The organism is Paenibacillus sp. MSJ-34, assembly GCF_018918005.1.
In the GTDB taxonomy this organism is placed as follows: Bacteria; Bacillota; Bacilli; order Paenibacillales; family Paenibacillaceae; genus MSJ-34.
The window spans coordinates 59,187-72,856 of the sequence record NZ_JAHLPR010000001.1; the positions used below are offsets into that span (position 1 = coordinate 59,187).

The following is a 13,670-nucleotide window of genomic DNA, read 5'->3' on the forward strand; positions in this document are numbered from 1 at the left end:
GTACATGTTCGACGCGAAAAAATTGATGGAAGAAGCGGCGAAAGCGCGCAGCCGCGCTTACGTGCCCTATTCGAATTTTCAGGTGGGGGCCGCGCTCGTAGATGAAGACGGCAATATCCATTACGGCTGCAATATTGAAAATGCCGCTTACGGCCCTACAAACTGCGCGGAACGGACGGCTGTATTCCGCGCGATTGCGGACGGCCATCGCCCGGGAAGCTTCAAGGCGATCGCCGTCATCGGCGATACCGACGGGCCGATCGCGCCGTGCGGCGTATGCCGCCAAGTGATGGTCGAGCTATGCCCGAGAGATATGCCGGTCATTATGGGCAATCTGAAGGGAGATATCGTTCAAATGACGGTCGGCGAGTTGTTGCCCGGAGCATTTGACAAGACGAGCTTAAAAGGGTAGAACAGAGGAGGCAACTGCAGAACGTGCAACAATCAAAATCGTTTAGATCCGGTTTCGTCGCGATTATCGGGCGTCCGAACGTCGGCAAATCGACACTGATGAATCAAGTGATCGGACAGAAAATCGCGATTATGTCGGACAAGCCGCAAACGACGCGCAACAAAATCCATGGCGTCTATACGACGGAAACGTCGCAAATCGTCTTTTTGGATACGCCGGGCATTCATAAACGCCAATCGAAGCTTGGCGATTATATGAACCAGGTGGCTCTGAATACGCTGAACGAGGTCGAGGCGGTTCTCATGCTGGTCGATGTGTCGGAAGGGCTCGGAGGAGGCGACCGGTTTATTATCGAACAGCTCAAAACCGTTTCCACCCCTGTTATTTTGGTGCTGAACAAAATCGATCAAGTCCATCCGGAGCAATTGCTGCCGGTTATCGATCAATATAAACAATTGCACGACTTTGCGGAAATCGTGCCGATCTCCGCATTGAACGGCAATAATGTGGGCGCTCTGCTGGAACAAATTACGAAATATTTGCCCGAAGGCCCGCAATACTACCCGGAGGATCAAGTAACGGATCATCCGGAGCAATTTGTTTGCGCCGAACTGATCCGCGAGAAAATTTTGCATTTGACCCGCGAAGAAGTGCCCCATTCCATCGCCGTTACGATCGAGGATATGCGGGTTCAGGATAATGGCGTCGTATACATTTCAGCGGTTATATTCGTGGAGCGCGATTCGCAGAAAGGAATCGTCATCGGGAAGCGGGGAGCGCTGCTGAAGGAAGTCGGCAAGCTTGCCCGGCAAGATATCGAAAATTTGCTAGGTTCGCGCATTTATCTTGAGTTGTGGGTCAAAGTGAAAAAGGATTGGCGCAACCAAGAACGCATTTTGAAAGATCTCGGTTTTCGGCACGACGAATAATCGTCATTCCAGTTATTGTGAGGGATAGGTTGCCTGAATTCGCACATCCTAACTATTGAATTCATTTCTCATGATCAATGGAAGGGATGAATACCTATGCGGGATTTTGTATGGAATTACTTTGCGAGAACGGGCGATGTCGATGCTTATATGCTGTACAAAGAAATGAACGGAAGAGACGATGCCGAATCATTAGAGAGCAATATGGAACAGGTACCCGATGAGACGGCAGAATGACCGGTATTTTATGGAGTTGATGGGGGAAGAGGCGTGCTATACAGGGTGGAAGGGATTGTCATCCGCAGCATGGACTACGGCGAAGGGAACAAAATCATTACGCTTTGCACAAAAACGAACGGAAAAGTAGGCGTGCTGGTCAGGGGAGCTAAAAAAGTAAAAAGCAGGCATGCGGCCATGACGCAATTGTTTACTTACGGAGAATATGTTTTTTTCAAAACAGGACAGCTCGGCACGTTGAATCAGGGTGAGATTTTCGAATCTCACCATCTTTTGCGTGAACAGCTTCATTTGGCCGCCTACGCTTCTTATGTCGCCGAATTGCTAGACCGAGGGCTGCAGGATACGGATGTCGGCAGCTTTTTATTCGAACAGCTCAAGGCATGTTTGGCCGCGTTGTCGGAAGGGAAAGATCCGCAAGTAACGGTGCATCTGTTCGAGATGAAAATATTGCAGGCGTCCGGATACGGTCCCGAGCTTCATTCATGCGTCAATTGCGGCCGGGAGGATCAGCCGTTTCTTTTAAGTCCGCGGCTCGGAGGAACGCTCTGCCTGTATTGCCGCGCGAAAGATCCCGCGGCGATTGCCGTTTCGGAAGGAACGCTCAAGCTGCTGCGCATATTTGAGAAGCTGGATCTTCGCAGATTGGGCAATATTAGCGTCAAAGAAGAGACGAAGACGCAGATGAAGCAATGCATGAGGGAACTGATGGATATGCATTTGGGTTTGCGTCTGAAATCGCGAAATTTTCTCGACCAAATGGATAAATACGATATTTGAATGCACCGGAAGGAAGCTTGCAATTTGATGTTGCTTTCTAGGCCGGGTAACGATATAATATATAAAGTTTTAAACCAATCAGGAATATACGTGGTATGGAGAAAGTAATCGATTATGTTTCGATGCAGCGAACGGGGATGGTGGGAGCCCGGACGAACCGATCGATGAAACGGCACTCCATTGCGACAGCCACAATGATGGAAAAAGAGGATCAAGCTTGAGACGGGGGTCGTTTTAAGCAGGTCAAGTAGGGTGGAACCGCGGGAACATATCTCTCGTCCCTACGTCTGTACGGCAGGCGTAGGGCGGGAGTTTTTTTGTCGTATAGAGGAGTTGACTTTTTGAACACTATTTGAACACGCTTATAAATATTTCCCGCAGCGTTTTTCAGGTAGGAAGGTTTATTTCAATTTCAAAAGTAAAGGAGCTGCGCAACGTGTCAATGAATTTTCAACAAATCATTTTGACGCTGCAACATTTTTGGGCGGAACAAAACTGTGTCATCGTACAGCCTTACGATGTCGAGAAAGGGGCGGGGACGCTCAATCCGATGACGTTCCTGCGATCGATCGGTCCCGAACCTTGGAATGTGGCTTATGTGGAGCCTTCGCGGAGACCGGCCGACGGGCGGTACGGCGAGAATCCGAACCGGCTGTACCAGCATCATCAGTTCCAAGTCATCATGAAACCTTCCCCGGACAATATCCAAGAAATGTACTTGGAAAGCTTGAAACGGCTCGGCATCGATCCGCTGCGGCACGATATTCGTTTTGTTGAGGATAACTGGGAGCATCCGGGGCTCGGAGCATGGGGACTCGGATGGGAAGTATGGCTTGACGGCATGGAAATTACGCAATTTACGTACTTCCAGCAGGTCGGAGGGATCGAAACGAATCCGGTCGCCGTTGAAATAACGTATGGATTGGAGCGCCTCGCCTCTTATATTCAGGAGAAAGAAAACGTATTTGATCTTGAATGGGTGGAAGGCGTCACGTATGGGGATGTATTCTTGCAAGCCGAATATGAGCATTCCAAGTATACGTTCGAGACGTCCGATGTGAAAATGTTATTTGAATTGTTCAATACGTATGAAGAAGAAGCGAGAAAAACGATGGAGCAAAATCTTGTCTATCCGGCATACGACTATGTGCTGAAATGCTCGCATACGTTCAATTTGCTCGATGCGCGCGGAGCGATCAGCGTTACCGAACGAACGGGCTATATCGCGCGGGTCCGCAACATGGCGCGCCAAGTGGCGGCGACTTATTTGGCGGAGCGCGAAAAGCTCGGCTTCCCGATGCTGAAGAAAGGAGTGGAGCAGCATGGCTAAAGATTTATTGCTGGAACTCGGTATGGAGGAAATTCCGGCCCGCTTCATTCGCCAGGCGATGGAGCAGTTGAAGGAACGGACTGCGAAATGGCTGAACGATTCCCGTATCGAATTCGAACAAGTACAAGCCTATGCGGCGCCGCGGCGCATCGCGGTGTTGGTTGGCGGCGTGGCGGAGAAGCAACAAGACGTGCGGGAAGAAGTAAAAGGGCCATCCAAGAAAATCGCGCTGGACGAAAACGGCGGCTGGAGCAAAGCGGCGTTAGGCTTCGCGCGCAGCCAAGGCGTCGACCCGGAACAGTTTTACTTTAAAGAATTGGGCGGCGTTGAATATATCTACGCGAATAAGAGCAGGATCGGAACGGAAACGTTCTCGGCGCTGTCCGACGGTTTGATGCAGATCATAACGGCGATGAATTTTCCGAAAAATATGCGTTGGGGCGGATATGAATTCAAGTTCGTTCGTCCGATCCGCTGGATCGTTTCTTTATTCGGCGATCAGGTTGTGCCGATGGAAATTTGCGGCGTGCGCTCCGGCAACGTGACGCGCGGCCATCGTTTTTTGGGCGGCGAAACGGCTATCGCGCAGCCGTCCGAATATGTCGAGCGATTGCGCGAGCAGTTCGTGATCGCGGACGTCGAAGAACGCGAGCGGCTGATCGTCGGCCAAATTACGGCATTGTCCGAGGACAAGGGGTGGAAAATCGCCGTTAAGGACGATTTGCTTGAAGAAGTGCTATTCCTCGTCGAATACCCGACTGTATTGTTCGGTACGTTCGATCCTGCGTTCCTGCATATTCCGCAAGAGGTGCTTATTACTTCGATGCGCGAGCATCAAAGGTATTTCCCTGTGTTGGACGATGGCGGGAAGCTCTTGCCGTATTTCGTCACCGTACGTAACGGGGACGCGAAGTCGCTCGATCTTGTGGCGAAAGGGAACGAGAAGGTGCTGCGCGCCCGTCTGTCCGACGCGAAATTTTTCTATGAGGAAGATCAGAAATTGGCGATCGCCGACGCCTTGGCGAAGCTGGATTCGATCGTTTTCCATGAAGAATTGGGTACGATCGGCGATAAAGTGAGACGCATTCGCGCCATCGCGGATCGACTGGCCGGACTGCTGCATGCGGATGAAGAGACGGCTCGCTACGTGTCGCGGACGGCGGATATTTGCAAGTTCGACCTTGTCACGCAAATGGTATATGAATTTCCGGAACTGCAAGGCGTAATGGGAGAAGATTACGCCCGCAAGGCCGGCGAACCGGAACAGGTCGCGCGCGCCATATTCGAGCATTATCAACCGCGTTTTGCCGCGGATGGCACGCCGGCGTCGCTCACAGGAGCCATCGTCAGCATCGGCGATAAAATCGATACGATTGTCGGATGCTTCTCGCTCGGCATGATTCCGACCGGTTCGCAAGATCCGTACGCATTGCGCCGCCAAGCCGCAGGCATCGTGCAGATCATGTTGGATCGGAAAATGGCATGCCTGTTGTCCGAACTGTTCGAGCTTGCATTGCAAGTGCATGAAGCGAGCGGATTGCTGAAACGTTCCGCGGACGAAGTGCGTAAAGATTTATACGAATTCTTTGGCCTGCGGGTGAAGAACGTTCTATCCGACACGGTGCGCTACGATGTTGTCGACGCGGTCATGGCGGCAGGATTCGACGATATTGCGCAAACGGTATTGCGCGGACAGTACTTGATGCAAGCCGTAACGGGACAATCCGATTTTAAAACGACTGTGGATTCGTTCAATCGCGTGAACAATTTGGCCGCCAAATCTACCGGCGCGGCGGAGGCGAATCCGGCCTTGTTCGCACATGCGGCGGAGAAGCGGTTGTATGAAAAGGCGATCGATGTACGATCCCGTTACAAAGAGGCGCTGGCGGCAGGCGATATCGGGAAGGCGTTGGCGGAATTAAGCAGTTTGAAGCAACCGATCACCGAATATTTCGATCATGTCATGGTCATGGACGAGAACGAAGCGGTTCGCGCGAATCGTCTTGCAACATTGGCCGGCATTGCGGCCGATCTGCAAACTTTTGCCGATTTTTCCAAGCTCGTTTGGTAAGGAAAGGGGCGGCGGCAATAACAAATCGTCGATTGCCGTCAATTCTTCGCTACCTTCAAGCAGGATTTTTCAAATCTTCATCGTATATAATATTACGGTAGATTTTTATAAAAGCGGGTGATTCCTCATCCATGCGCCAAATTACCAAATCATTGTAGATGCCGATGCTTGTCCCGTAAAGCAAGAGATCGTGTCCGTCGCCAGATCGTTCTCCGTCGGCGTACTGATGGTCGCTTCCTTCGATCATCGTTTGCCGGAAGAAGCCGGCGTTCGAGTCGTGCAGGTGGACCGATCGGATCAGTCGGCGGATTTGTACATCGCGAATCATATTCGCGCGGGGGATGTGCTGGTTACACAAGACTTTGGCCTCGCGACGATCGGGCTTGCAAAGCGCGCGATCGTTTTATCACCGCGCGGTCAGCGGTATACGGACGAAACGATCGATTTTTTGCTGGATCGCCGGCATCATCAGGCGAAACAAAGGCGGGGCGGCAAGCATTCGAAAGGGCCAAGGCCGTTTACGGATGAGGATCGACATTATTTTCAACATAAGCTGACAAAAGTTTTAAAGAATTTGCAGGAGAATGTTGTCCTGTAGCGAATAGTAATACGTGCGTGTCTTAAAGAGATGAAGGTGGTAGGGATGAGTACCGGACACGGCAACATTCCGGACGAGGTCATAGCCGCGGTCATCGCAAGGCATGACATTGTGGATACGGTAAGCAAATACGTTCATCTGACCAAGCAAGGCAAGTATATGAAAGGACTATGTCCTTTTCATTCGGAGAAGACGCCGTCGTTTACCGTAACGCCGGAAAAACAAATTTTTCATTGCTACGGATGCGGCAAAGGCGGTAACGTTATCCGCTTTCTAATGGATATCGAAGGATATTCGTTCCCCGAAGCCGTCAAATGGATGGCGGAGGAAGCCGACATCCCGGTTTCATGGGAATTATCGGATCATCGTTCTCCCCGCAATCAAATGCGCGATATATTGCTGCAAGCTCATGAATGGTCGGCCAAACTGTATCATTTCCTGCTTAACAATACCGATCACGGCCGGCCGGCTATGGACTATTTGCGGGCAAGAGGAATTACCGACAAGCTGATCAACCAGTTTCAGATCGGGTATGCGCCGAACCGTTGGGATACGCTGACCCAGTTTTTGACGAAGCGCGAGTTCGATCTCGCCCTGATGGAGAAAGGCGGATTGCTCTCGCAACGCACCGACGGAACGGGATATATCGATCGGTTTCGGGACCGCATTATCTTCCCGATCTGGGATCAACACGGCAAGGTGATTGCGTTCGCGGGCAGATTGATGGGCGAAGGACAACCGAAGTATTTGAATTCGCCGGAGACGCAGTTGTTCAATAAAAGCCGCAGTTTGTACCATTTCCATCAAGCGAAGGCGTCCATTCGCAAATCGCGCGAGGTCGTCCTGTTCGAAGGCTATGTCGATGTGATACAAGCCTGGGATGCGGGCGTAACGAACGGAGTCGCTTCAATGGGAACGGCGCTGACGGAGGAGCACGTCCGATTTCTGAAACAGCAGGCCGAACGCGCGATTATATGTTACGACGGAGACGAAGCGGGCAAAGCCGCGGCGATGAAAGCTGTACCGCTGCTTGAAAAGGCCGGACTGGACGTTCGGGTCGCGCTGCTTCCCGACCGGATGGATCCCGACGAGTACGTCAAAACATACGGCAAGGAACGTTTCCGGCGTCAAATCATCGAATCGGCAGTATCAGTCACGAAATTTAAGCTTATATATCTGAAAAAAAACCATATACTGCTAGAAGAAGAAGGCAAAATCCGTTACGTCAAGGATGCGGTTAAGGTCATAGCCGAGATAAGCTCTCCTACGGAACGCGAAGTGTATTTAAAGGAACTGTCTCACGAATTCAAGATCGAGTACGAAACGTTGAAGCAAGAATGCAACGAACTGCGCCTATCTTTGCAAAAATTAAGGCAAGCTGGGGATAATAAAGACAATTTGTGGAATAATGTTATGAATGAAAAACGAGCAACCCCTCCCCATTTGCTTCCTGCTTACCATAACGCGGAGCGCAGTTTACTCGCCCTCATGTTTCAGGACGCCGAGGTGGCTCGTTACGTACAAGATCGTCTCGGAGATCGATTCAACGTGGAAGATCATGCAGCACTCGCTGCTTATCTATATGCATATTACGCGCAAGGCAAAGAACCGGACATCAGCAGATTCATTTCCTCTTTGATGGACGATCGATTGGAAAAGGTCGCCAGTTCCATTTCCATGACCGATCTGCGAATTGAGTTTAACGCTCAAATGTTGGACGATTACATTCGGGAAATTGGAAAAGTACCGAAGCTAGCGGACATCGAACGCAAAAAAGAAGAAATGCTGCATGCGCAGCGGTCCGGAGATTCTGTGCGCGCTGCACAAATTGCAAGTGAGATTATTGCCCTAGAGAGAGACCTGAAATGAAGTTATGATCGCAGTTTCTAGGGAGGAGGGAGTCGAAATATGGCGAATGATCAACATACTGAACTAGAAACAGAATTGACATTAGAGCAAGTAAAGGAACAGTTGATTGAATTAGGCAAAAAGAGATCTTCGTTAAGCTACAAAGAAATTATGGAGAAAATGTCGACCTTTGACCAAGACCCGGAGCAAATGGACGACTTCTTCGAACAATTAAGCGATTTGGGCATTGAAGTGCTGGGCGACAGCGACGAAGAGTTGACAATGCGCGATAACAGCGACGAACGCGAACACGACGATTTCAACTTCGACGACGATCTGGCGCTGCCTCCGGGTATTAAAATTAACGATCCGGTTCGTATGTACTTGAAGGAAATTGGCCGGGTACCGCTGCTTTCGGCCGATGATGAGGTGGAACTGGCCAAACGGATTGAGAACGGAGACGAAGAGGCGAAGCGAAGATTGGCGGAAGCGAACTTGCGGCTTGTCGTTAGCATTGCGAAACGTTATGTCGGGCGGGGCATGTTGTTCCTGGATTTGATCCAGGAAGGGAATATGGGTTTAATTAAAGCCGTAGAAAAATTCGACTATGACAAAGGCTTTAAGTTCAGTACTTATGCGACATGGTGGATTAGACAGGCGATTACCCGCGCGATCGCAGATCAAGCGCGCACCATCCGCATTCCTGTACACATGGTTGAGACGATCAACAAACTGATTCGCGTTTCCCGACAATTGCTCCAAGAATTGGGGCGCGAACCTACGCCGGAAGAGATTGCGGCCGAGATGGAATTAAGCACGGATAAAGTTCGTGAAATTATGAAAATTGCGCAAGAGCCGGTATCGCTTGAGACGCCGATCGGCGAGGAAGACGATTCCCATTTGGGCGATTTCATCGAAGACCAGGAAGCGCTGGCCCCGGCGGACGCGGCGGCGTACGAATTGTTGAAAGAACAATTGGAAGACGTCCTCGATACGCTTACGGAACGCGAAGAGAATGTTCTGCGCTTGCGATTCGGACTTGACGACGGACGAACGAGAACGCTTGAGGAAGTCGGCAAAGTATTTGGCGTTACCCGGGAGCGTATCCGGCAAATCGAAGCGAAGGCGCTGCGCAAGCTGCGCCACCCGAGCCGCAGCAAGCGACTCAAAGATTTTCTCGAATAATGCGTTATGCTGACCTTCTGCGCCATGCAGCAAGGTCTTTTTCTTAACAGGGCGGTTAACCCGATAATCAAAGGGAGGCGAACGGGCCAGTGGATCAGGAAAAACGGAAAATTATCGTGAAAGAAATCGAACATTGGCGAAGCAGCAGATTGCTGCCGGAGCAGTATTGCGATTTTTTGCTTAATCTGTATACGGAACAAAAGCCTGCGAACCGTTCGTTTTCCTCTTTCGCCGCTACCGCCGTGAAACAAGGAAATTGGATCTACTGGTTGTTCGGATTTGCAATTATTTCCTTGTTTTACAGTGTTGTACTTCATTTTAATGCTTTTCATCCCGGATTGCAAATTTTGACCTCCACAATTTTTGTTGCGCTCTGCTACGGGGCGGGAGCGATCGCGCGCCGCAAAAGCCAAGTCTTCGCGCTGCTCGCGATCGGAGCCGGCAGCATATTCATGTTGTTTATCGGAATCTATTTGCTGCGTTTGCACGCCATCGACGGGAATCATTGGATCGTCCTCTATGTAGCGCTTTGCAGCATCGTATGGATCGTCGCGGGATACCTTTTGCGTTTCGGGATGCTTCATTTTTGCGGTTGGTGCGGGCTCGTTCTGTTGTATGCCGGATTTTTGTCTCAAACGCTGCCAAATGCGAGCGGCTTGGAACTGCAGCTGTACTGGCTGCCGGCAAGCGTTGCGTTTCTTTGGTTGAGCTGGTTGCTTCGCGGGCGGAACAAGACGGTTGGCGCCGTTTTTTTCCTGGTCGGTGCGTTGCTATGGTTTATGCCGGAAGTCGGTCAGATGATCTTTTACGATGCGACAGTCGCGCTATTGCAATGGGCTTTGTTTGCGAAAATGGGTTTGGCGGCCGTCGCACTCTTTATATTACGAAAAAAATGGATTGAGTGGGTATTGTAACGTATGAAAATAACGAAATTGTCTGCAAGATTACTGAAAATCGCCCAAAAGGTGCCGCAGGGGAGCAGATTGGCCGACATCGGTTCCGATCATGCGCTGCTGCCGGCCTATCTCGTTGGAAACGGTACGGTGCCTGCGGCGATTGCCGGCGAAGTGAATGACGGTCCGCTGGAAGCGGCGCGGAAACAAGTCGGAGCGGAAGGGTTGGAACGGCAAATTTCCGTCCGCAAAGGGGACGGGCTTGCCGTCATCGAGCCGAACGAAGTGGATGTCGTGACAATCGCGGGCATGGGCGGCGCTTTGATCGTGAAAATATTGTCGGCGGAGCCGCAAAAGCTGGAAGGCGTCGGGCGGCTCGTATTGCAGCCGAACGTTGGGGAAGATCTCGTTCGCCGCTGGTTGCTCGATCACGATTGGTTTCTGCTCGACGAGGAGATATTGGAGGAAGACGGCAAAATATACGAAATATTGACCGCGGTTCGCGCGGCGGACGCGCAGCGGCAAAACGCCGAGTTATATGGCGCGAATCCGCTGCCGGAATGCGGCATTTCCATGACGCGCGAGCGTTTGCTATATATGGGCCCCTACTTGCTTCGGCAAGGGGACGAAGCGTTTATGAGCAAATGGCATCAGGAGCTGGATAAGCTGCAGCATATTTGCCGTACGCTTCAGCGTTCGGAAACGGAGGATGCACGCAGCAAGGAACGGGAATTCAGGCATAAAATGAAGGAAATCGAGGAGGTATTGCAATGTTTGCAAAAGGACAAACCGTAATCCAATACATGGAGCAGATTGCCCCGAAACATTATGCGGTGCCGGACGACAGGATCGGCTTGCAGCTCGGGACGCTGCGCAAAGAGATTCGGAATGTGCTGATCGCGCTGGACGTAACGGAAGAGGTCGTGGAGGAGGCGATTGAGCGGGAAGTCGATTTAATCATTGCGCATCATGCGATCATATACCGCCCGGTGAAGCAATTGAATACCGATACGCCGATGGGGAAATTGTATGAGAAGCTGATCAAGAACGACATCGCCGTTTATATTGCGCATACGAATTTGGACGTGGCGGAAGGCGGAGTCAACGATCTGATGGCTGAAGCGCTAGGAATTCGCGATGGAATTTGCTTGGAAGAGATTCATACCGACCAATTGTTCAAGCTGGTCGTTTTCGTGCCGGAAGCGCATCACGAACCGGTGTTGCAAGCGGTTCTCGATGCCGGAGCGGGCTGGATCGGCAATTATTCGCATTGCAGCTTTAATATAAACGGCTTCGGTACGTTCAAGCCGCAGGAAGGCACCGATCCGTTCATCGGCAGCCAAGGCCGGCTGGAACGGGTGCCGGAAGTCCGTATCGAGACGATCGTGCCGCATAGCATGCGCAAACAAGTGATGCAAGCGATGCTGAAAGCCCATCCGTATGAAGAGGTGGCGTACGATTTGTATCCGGTCGATTTGAAAGGCCGTTCCTTCGGGCTGGGACGCGTCGGAAAGCTTGAGGAACCCATTACGCTGCAGCAGATGATCGAACGCGTGAAAGAGAAATTTGACGTGCCTGTCGTTCGCGCAGTGGGCGACTTGCAGCGCGAAATCCGCAAAGCTGCCGTGCTCGGCGGTTCCGGCGCGCGCTATGTCAAACATGCATTGTTTCACGGGGCGGATGTGCTTGTGACCGGCGATATCGATTATCATACGGCGCATGACGCGCTCGCCGACGGCATCGCCTTGATCGACCCGGGCCATAATATCGAGAAGATCGTTAAGCCGGCCGTGGCGGAGATGCTGCAGCGCAAGCTGGAGAAGGATAAATACGAGACGAAAGTGTTCGCATCCCGCATTCATACGGAACCGTTCCGATTCGTTTAATGTTCGCATTGTTGGAAAAAAAAGCTTCGTCTTCTAGTCGTTTAATATTGTGATTTGCGGCGAATGCTAGTATACTATCTAATGTTGTCGGAAAGTTTGACAGACAATCGCTGGTGACTTCGGTCACGAGAGGAAAGTCCGGGCTCCGAAGGGCAGGATGCTGGATAACGTCCAGTCAGCGCGAGCTGAAGGATAGTGCCACAGAAATGGACCGCCGATGGCCGCTTGCGCGGCACAGGCAAGGGTGGAACCGTGGTGTAAGAGACCACGAGGAACGCTGGCGACTTCGTTCCTGGTAAACCCCATCCGGAGCAAGACCTAATGGAACGCGAGCGGCTTCGAGCCGCAGCCTTTGCCCGAGGCGCGTTCGGGTTGGTCGCTGGAACCGTGCAGCAATGCGCGGTCTAGATAGATGATTGTCGCTTGACGTGGGAGGGTAGTTCCCGTTCAGACCACTACAAGTACAGAACCCGGCTTATGGCAAACTTTCCAAACTGCAACTTTTTTCCTTATACATAATCGAAATGACATTTCGGGCTGATCGCAGTCCAGATGTCATTTTTTTTTGCAATCAATCATATTCGCGCCATACCAATGTAGAGCCAATGAAGCTCCCTTTATTAGAAAAGCTGCGAATGGAGTCGATTTCATAATCCGCCACCGTTGATGTAAAGGCTTTATTGCGCATATAGAAGGCGGTACCTCCCTATTTCGAAGGCGATCCGCGCAGTACTTCTTGTTTGGCGCTAAACGAAACTGACAATCCTTATTGGGCTCAAAATGAAGACGGCGTCATTCTAACGAATGTACAAATCGTTATTCATTGGAAATCGGCGGTTTTTTTGCCTTTTCCCCCTCATTAGCGTGTTTGAGTTTCGTTAGACATTGCAACATGGAGATTTACAAGCGATTAGCGTGTACACGTTTCGTTAGCGCGCTCGATGGGTCGTCAGCCGCCGGCGATATTTTGAGATTAACTCTAATCACCCATCAAAGCCCGTTGCGCGCCCTGAAGAGATTCGTCCCATTGGTCAAATGGATGTTTTCCCATAAATATCGGGCATCCAATCCTTTTGTAACGACGTTTCTCGTGCCTTCTGTCGATATCCCCTTTGTTCAGAGAGGTGCCTTCTGTCGGTATCCCTCTCGTTCAGAGAGCCGATTTCGCAAATCATATTTGAACATTCAAGCATTCTCGTTGCTTGTCCCGGGGCGTCGGTTTGGCAATGAGGTTCTTACATTTTTAACCTTCCGCGGTCAGAGTGAACGGAATTAAGATGAGGCGCTAAGCATGGTTCTGAGTCAAAGGGATTTCTACAAACGGCGCAAACGTGGCTCTGAGCGAACGGGATTTCGACAAAGGGCGTAAATTCGTAAACTTTCTCCTGAAAGAAAGGGATTTCCACAAACGGCACGGTACCAATGAAAAGCAGAGGCTTCTGTGAAGTTCGGTTAGTTGGTATTCAAAGAGAAATTGCGTTTATAATTTCCTTATATAGGA

The 13,670-nt window shown here is 50.9% G+C and carries 13 protein-coding genes and 1 other RNA gene; all 14 read left to right on the forward strand.

The genetic code is table 11. The features are described 5' to 3' along the window. Nucleotides 1–4: 4 nt before the first annotated feature. Nucleotides 5–412 (forward strand): cytidine deaminase, encoded by a 408-nt coding sequence (gene cdd / locus KQI79_RS00275; RefSeq protein WP_483311357.1) that lies wholly within the window; start codon nt 5–7, stop codon nt 410–412. A 23-nt stretch (nt 413–435) separates the two neighbouring features. Then, nucleotides 436–1,341, forward strand: a complete 906-nt coding sequence (gene era, locus KQI79_RS00280) for a GTPase Era (RefSeq protein ID WP_216536208.1) — start codon at nt 436–438, stop codon at nt 1,339–1,341. Nucleotides 1,342–1,437: 96 nt separating this feature from the next. Continuing rightward, nucleotides 1,438–1,578 carry a YqzL family protein gene (locus KQI79_RS00285; RefSeq protein ID WP_216536209.1) on the forward strand — a complete coding sequence of 47 codons (141 nt, stop codon included), beginning with the start codon at nt 1,438–1,440 and terminating at the stop codon, nt 1,576–1,578. A 33-nt stretch (nt 1,579–1,611) separates the two neighbouring features. Then, nucleotides 1,612–2,358: a DNA repair protein RecO gene (gene recO / locus KQI79_RS00290; RefSeq protein ID WP_216536210.1), complete on the forward strand. Its 747-nt coding sequence runs from the start codon at nt 1,612–1,614 to the stop codon at nt 2,356–2,358. A gap of 95 nt (nt 2,359–2,453) precedes the next feature. Continuing rightward, a complete protein-coding gene (locus KQI79_RS27930; protein ID WP_290370024.1) occupies nt 2,454–2,579 on the forward strand; it encodes a hypothetical protein in 126 nt (41 codons plus the stop codon). Nucleotides 2,580–2,800: 221 nt separating this feature from the next. Beyond that, nucleotides 2,801–3,688 carry a glycine--tRNA ligase subunit alpha gene (gene glyQ, locus KQI79_RS00295; RefSeq protein ID WP_216536359.1) on the forward strand — a complete coding sequence of 296 codons (888 nt, stop codon included), beginning with the start codon at nt 2,801–2,803 and terminating at the stop codon, nt 3,686–3,688. Beyond that, nucleotides 3,681–5,759 (forward strand): glycine--tRNA ligase subunit beta, encoded by a 2,079-nt coding sequence (gene glyS, locus KQI79_RS00300; RefSeq protein ID WP_216536211.1) that lies wholly within the window; start codon nt 3,681–3,683, stop codon nt 5,757–5,759. The genes glyQ and glyS overlap by 8 nt, the downstream gene beginning before the upstream one ends. A gap of 127 nt (nt 5,760–5,886) precedes the next feature. Then, nucleotides 5,887–6,357 (forward strand): YaiI/YqxD family protein, encoded by a 471-nt coding sequence (locus KQI79_RS00305; protein WP_216536360.1) that lies wholly within the window; start codon nt 5,887–5,889, stop codon nt 6,355–6,357. A gap of 45 nt (nt 6,358–6,402) precedes the next feature. Further along, a complete protein-coding gene (dnaG, locus tag KQI79_RS00310) occupies nt 6,403–8,226 on the forward strand; it encodes a DNA primase (protein WP_216536212.1) in 1,824 nt (607 codons plus the stop codon). Nucleotides 8,227–8,265: 39 nt separating this feature from the next. After that, nucleotides 8,266–9,390 carry an RNA polymerase sigma factor RpoD gene (gene rpoD / locus KQI79_RS00315; protein ID WP_216536213.1) on the forward strand — a complete coding sequence of 375 codons (1,125 nt, stop codon included), beginning with the start codon at nt 8,266–8,268 and terminating at the stop codon, nt 9,388–9,390. Between the two features lie 89 nt (nt 9,391–9,479). After that, nucleotides 9,480–10,304 carry a hypothetical protein gene (locus KQI79_RS00320; RefSeq protein WP_216536214.1) on the forward strand — a complete coding sequence of 275 codons (825 nt, stop codon included), beginning with the start codon at nt 9,480–9,482 and terminating at the stop codon, nt 10,302–10,304. A gap of 3 nt (nt 10,305–10,307) precedes the next feature. Continuing rightward, nucleotides 10,308–11,078, forward strand: a complete 771-nt coding sequence (locus tag KQI79_RS00325) for a tRNA (adenine(22)-N(1))-methyltransferase (RefSeq protein ID WP_216536215.1) — start codon at nt 10,308–10,310, stop codon at nt 11,076–11,078. Then, a complete protein-coding gene (locus tag KQI79_RS00330; RefSeq protein WP_216536216.1) occupies nt 11,054–12,169 on the forward strand; it encodes a Nif3-like dinuclear metal center hexameric protein in 1,116 nt (371 codons plus the stop codon). Before KQI79_RS00325 ends, KQI79_RS00330 begins: the two co-directional genes overlap by 25 nt. Before the next feature lie 91 nt (nt 12,170–12,260). Next, nucleotides 12,261–12,662: RNase P RNA component class A (gene rnpB / locus KQI79_RS00335), an RNA gene on the forward strand. Nucleotides 12,663–13,670: the final 1,008 nt, after the last annotated feature.

Bases quoted from the DNA above. Each gene is read 5' to 3' on its own strand.
- cdd (WP_483311357.1), top strand. From the start codon at position 5: ATGTTCGACGCGAAAAAATTGATGGAAGAAGCGGCGAAAGCGCGCAGC.
- KQI79_RS00285 (WP_216536209.1), top strand. From the start codon at position 1,438: ATGCGGGATTTTGTATGGAATTACTTTGCGAGAACGGGCGATGTCGAT.
- KQI79_RS27930 (WP_290370024.1), top strand. From the start codon at position 2,454: ATGGAGAAAGTAATCGATTATGTTTCGATGCAGCGAACGGGGATGGTG.
- glyQ (WP_216536359.1), top strand. From the start codon at position 2,801: ATGAATTTTCAACAAATCATTTTGACGCTGCAACATTTTTGGGCGGAA.
- glyS (WP_216536211.1), top strand. From the start codon at position 3,681: ATGGCTAAAGATTTATTGCTGGAACTCGGTATGGAGGAAATTCCGGCC.
- dnaG (WP_216536212.1), top strand. From the start codon at position 6,403: ATGAGTACCGGACACGGCAACATTCCGGACGAGGTCATAGCCGCGGTC.
- rpoD (WP_216536213.1), top strand. From the start codon at position 8,266: ATGGCGAATGATCAACATACTGAACTAGAAACAGAATTGACATTAGAG.
- KQI79_RS00325 (WP_216536215.1), top strand. From the start codon at position 10,308: ATGAAAATAACGAAATTGTCTGCAAGATTACTGAAAATCGCCCAAAAG.
- KQI79_RS00330 (WP_216536216.1), top strand. From the start codon at position 11,054: ATGTTTGCAAAAGGACAAACCGTAATCCAATACATGGAGCAGATTGCC.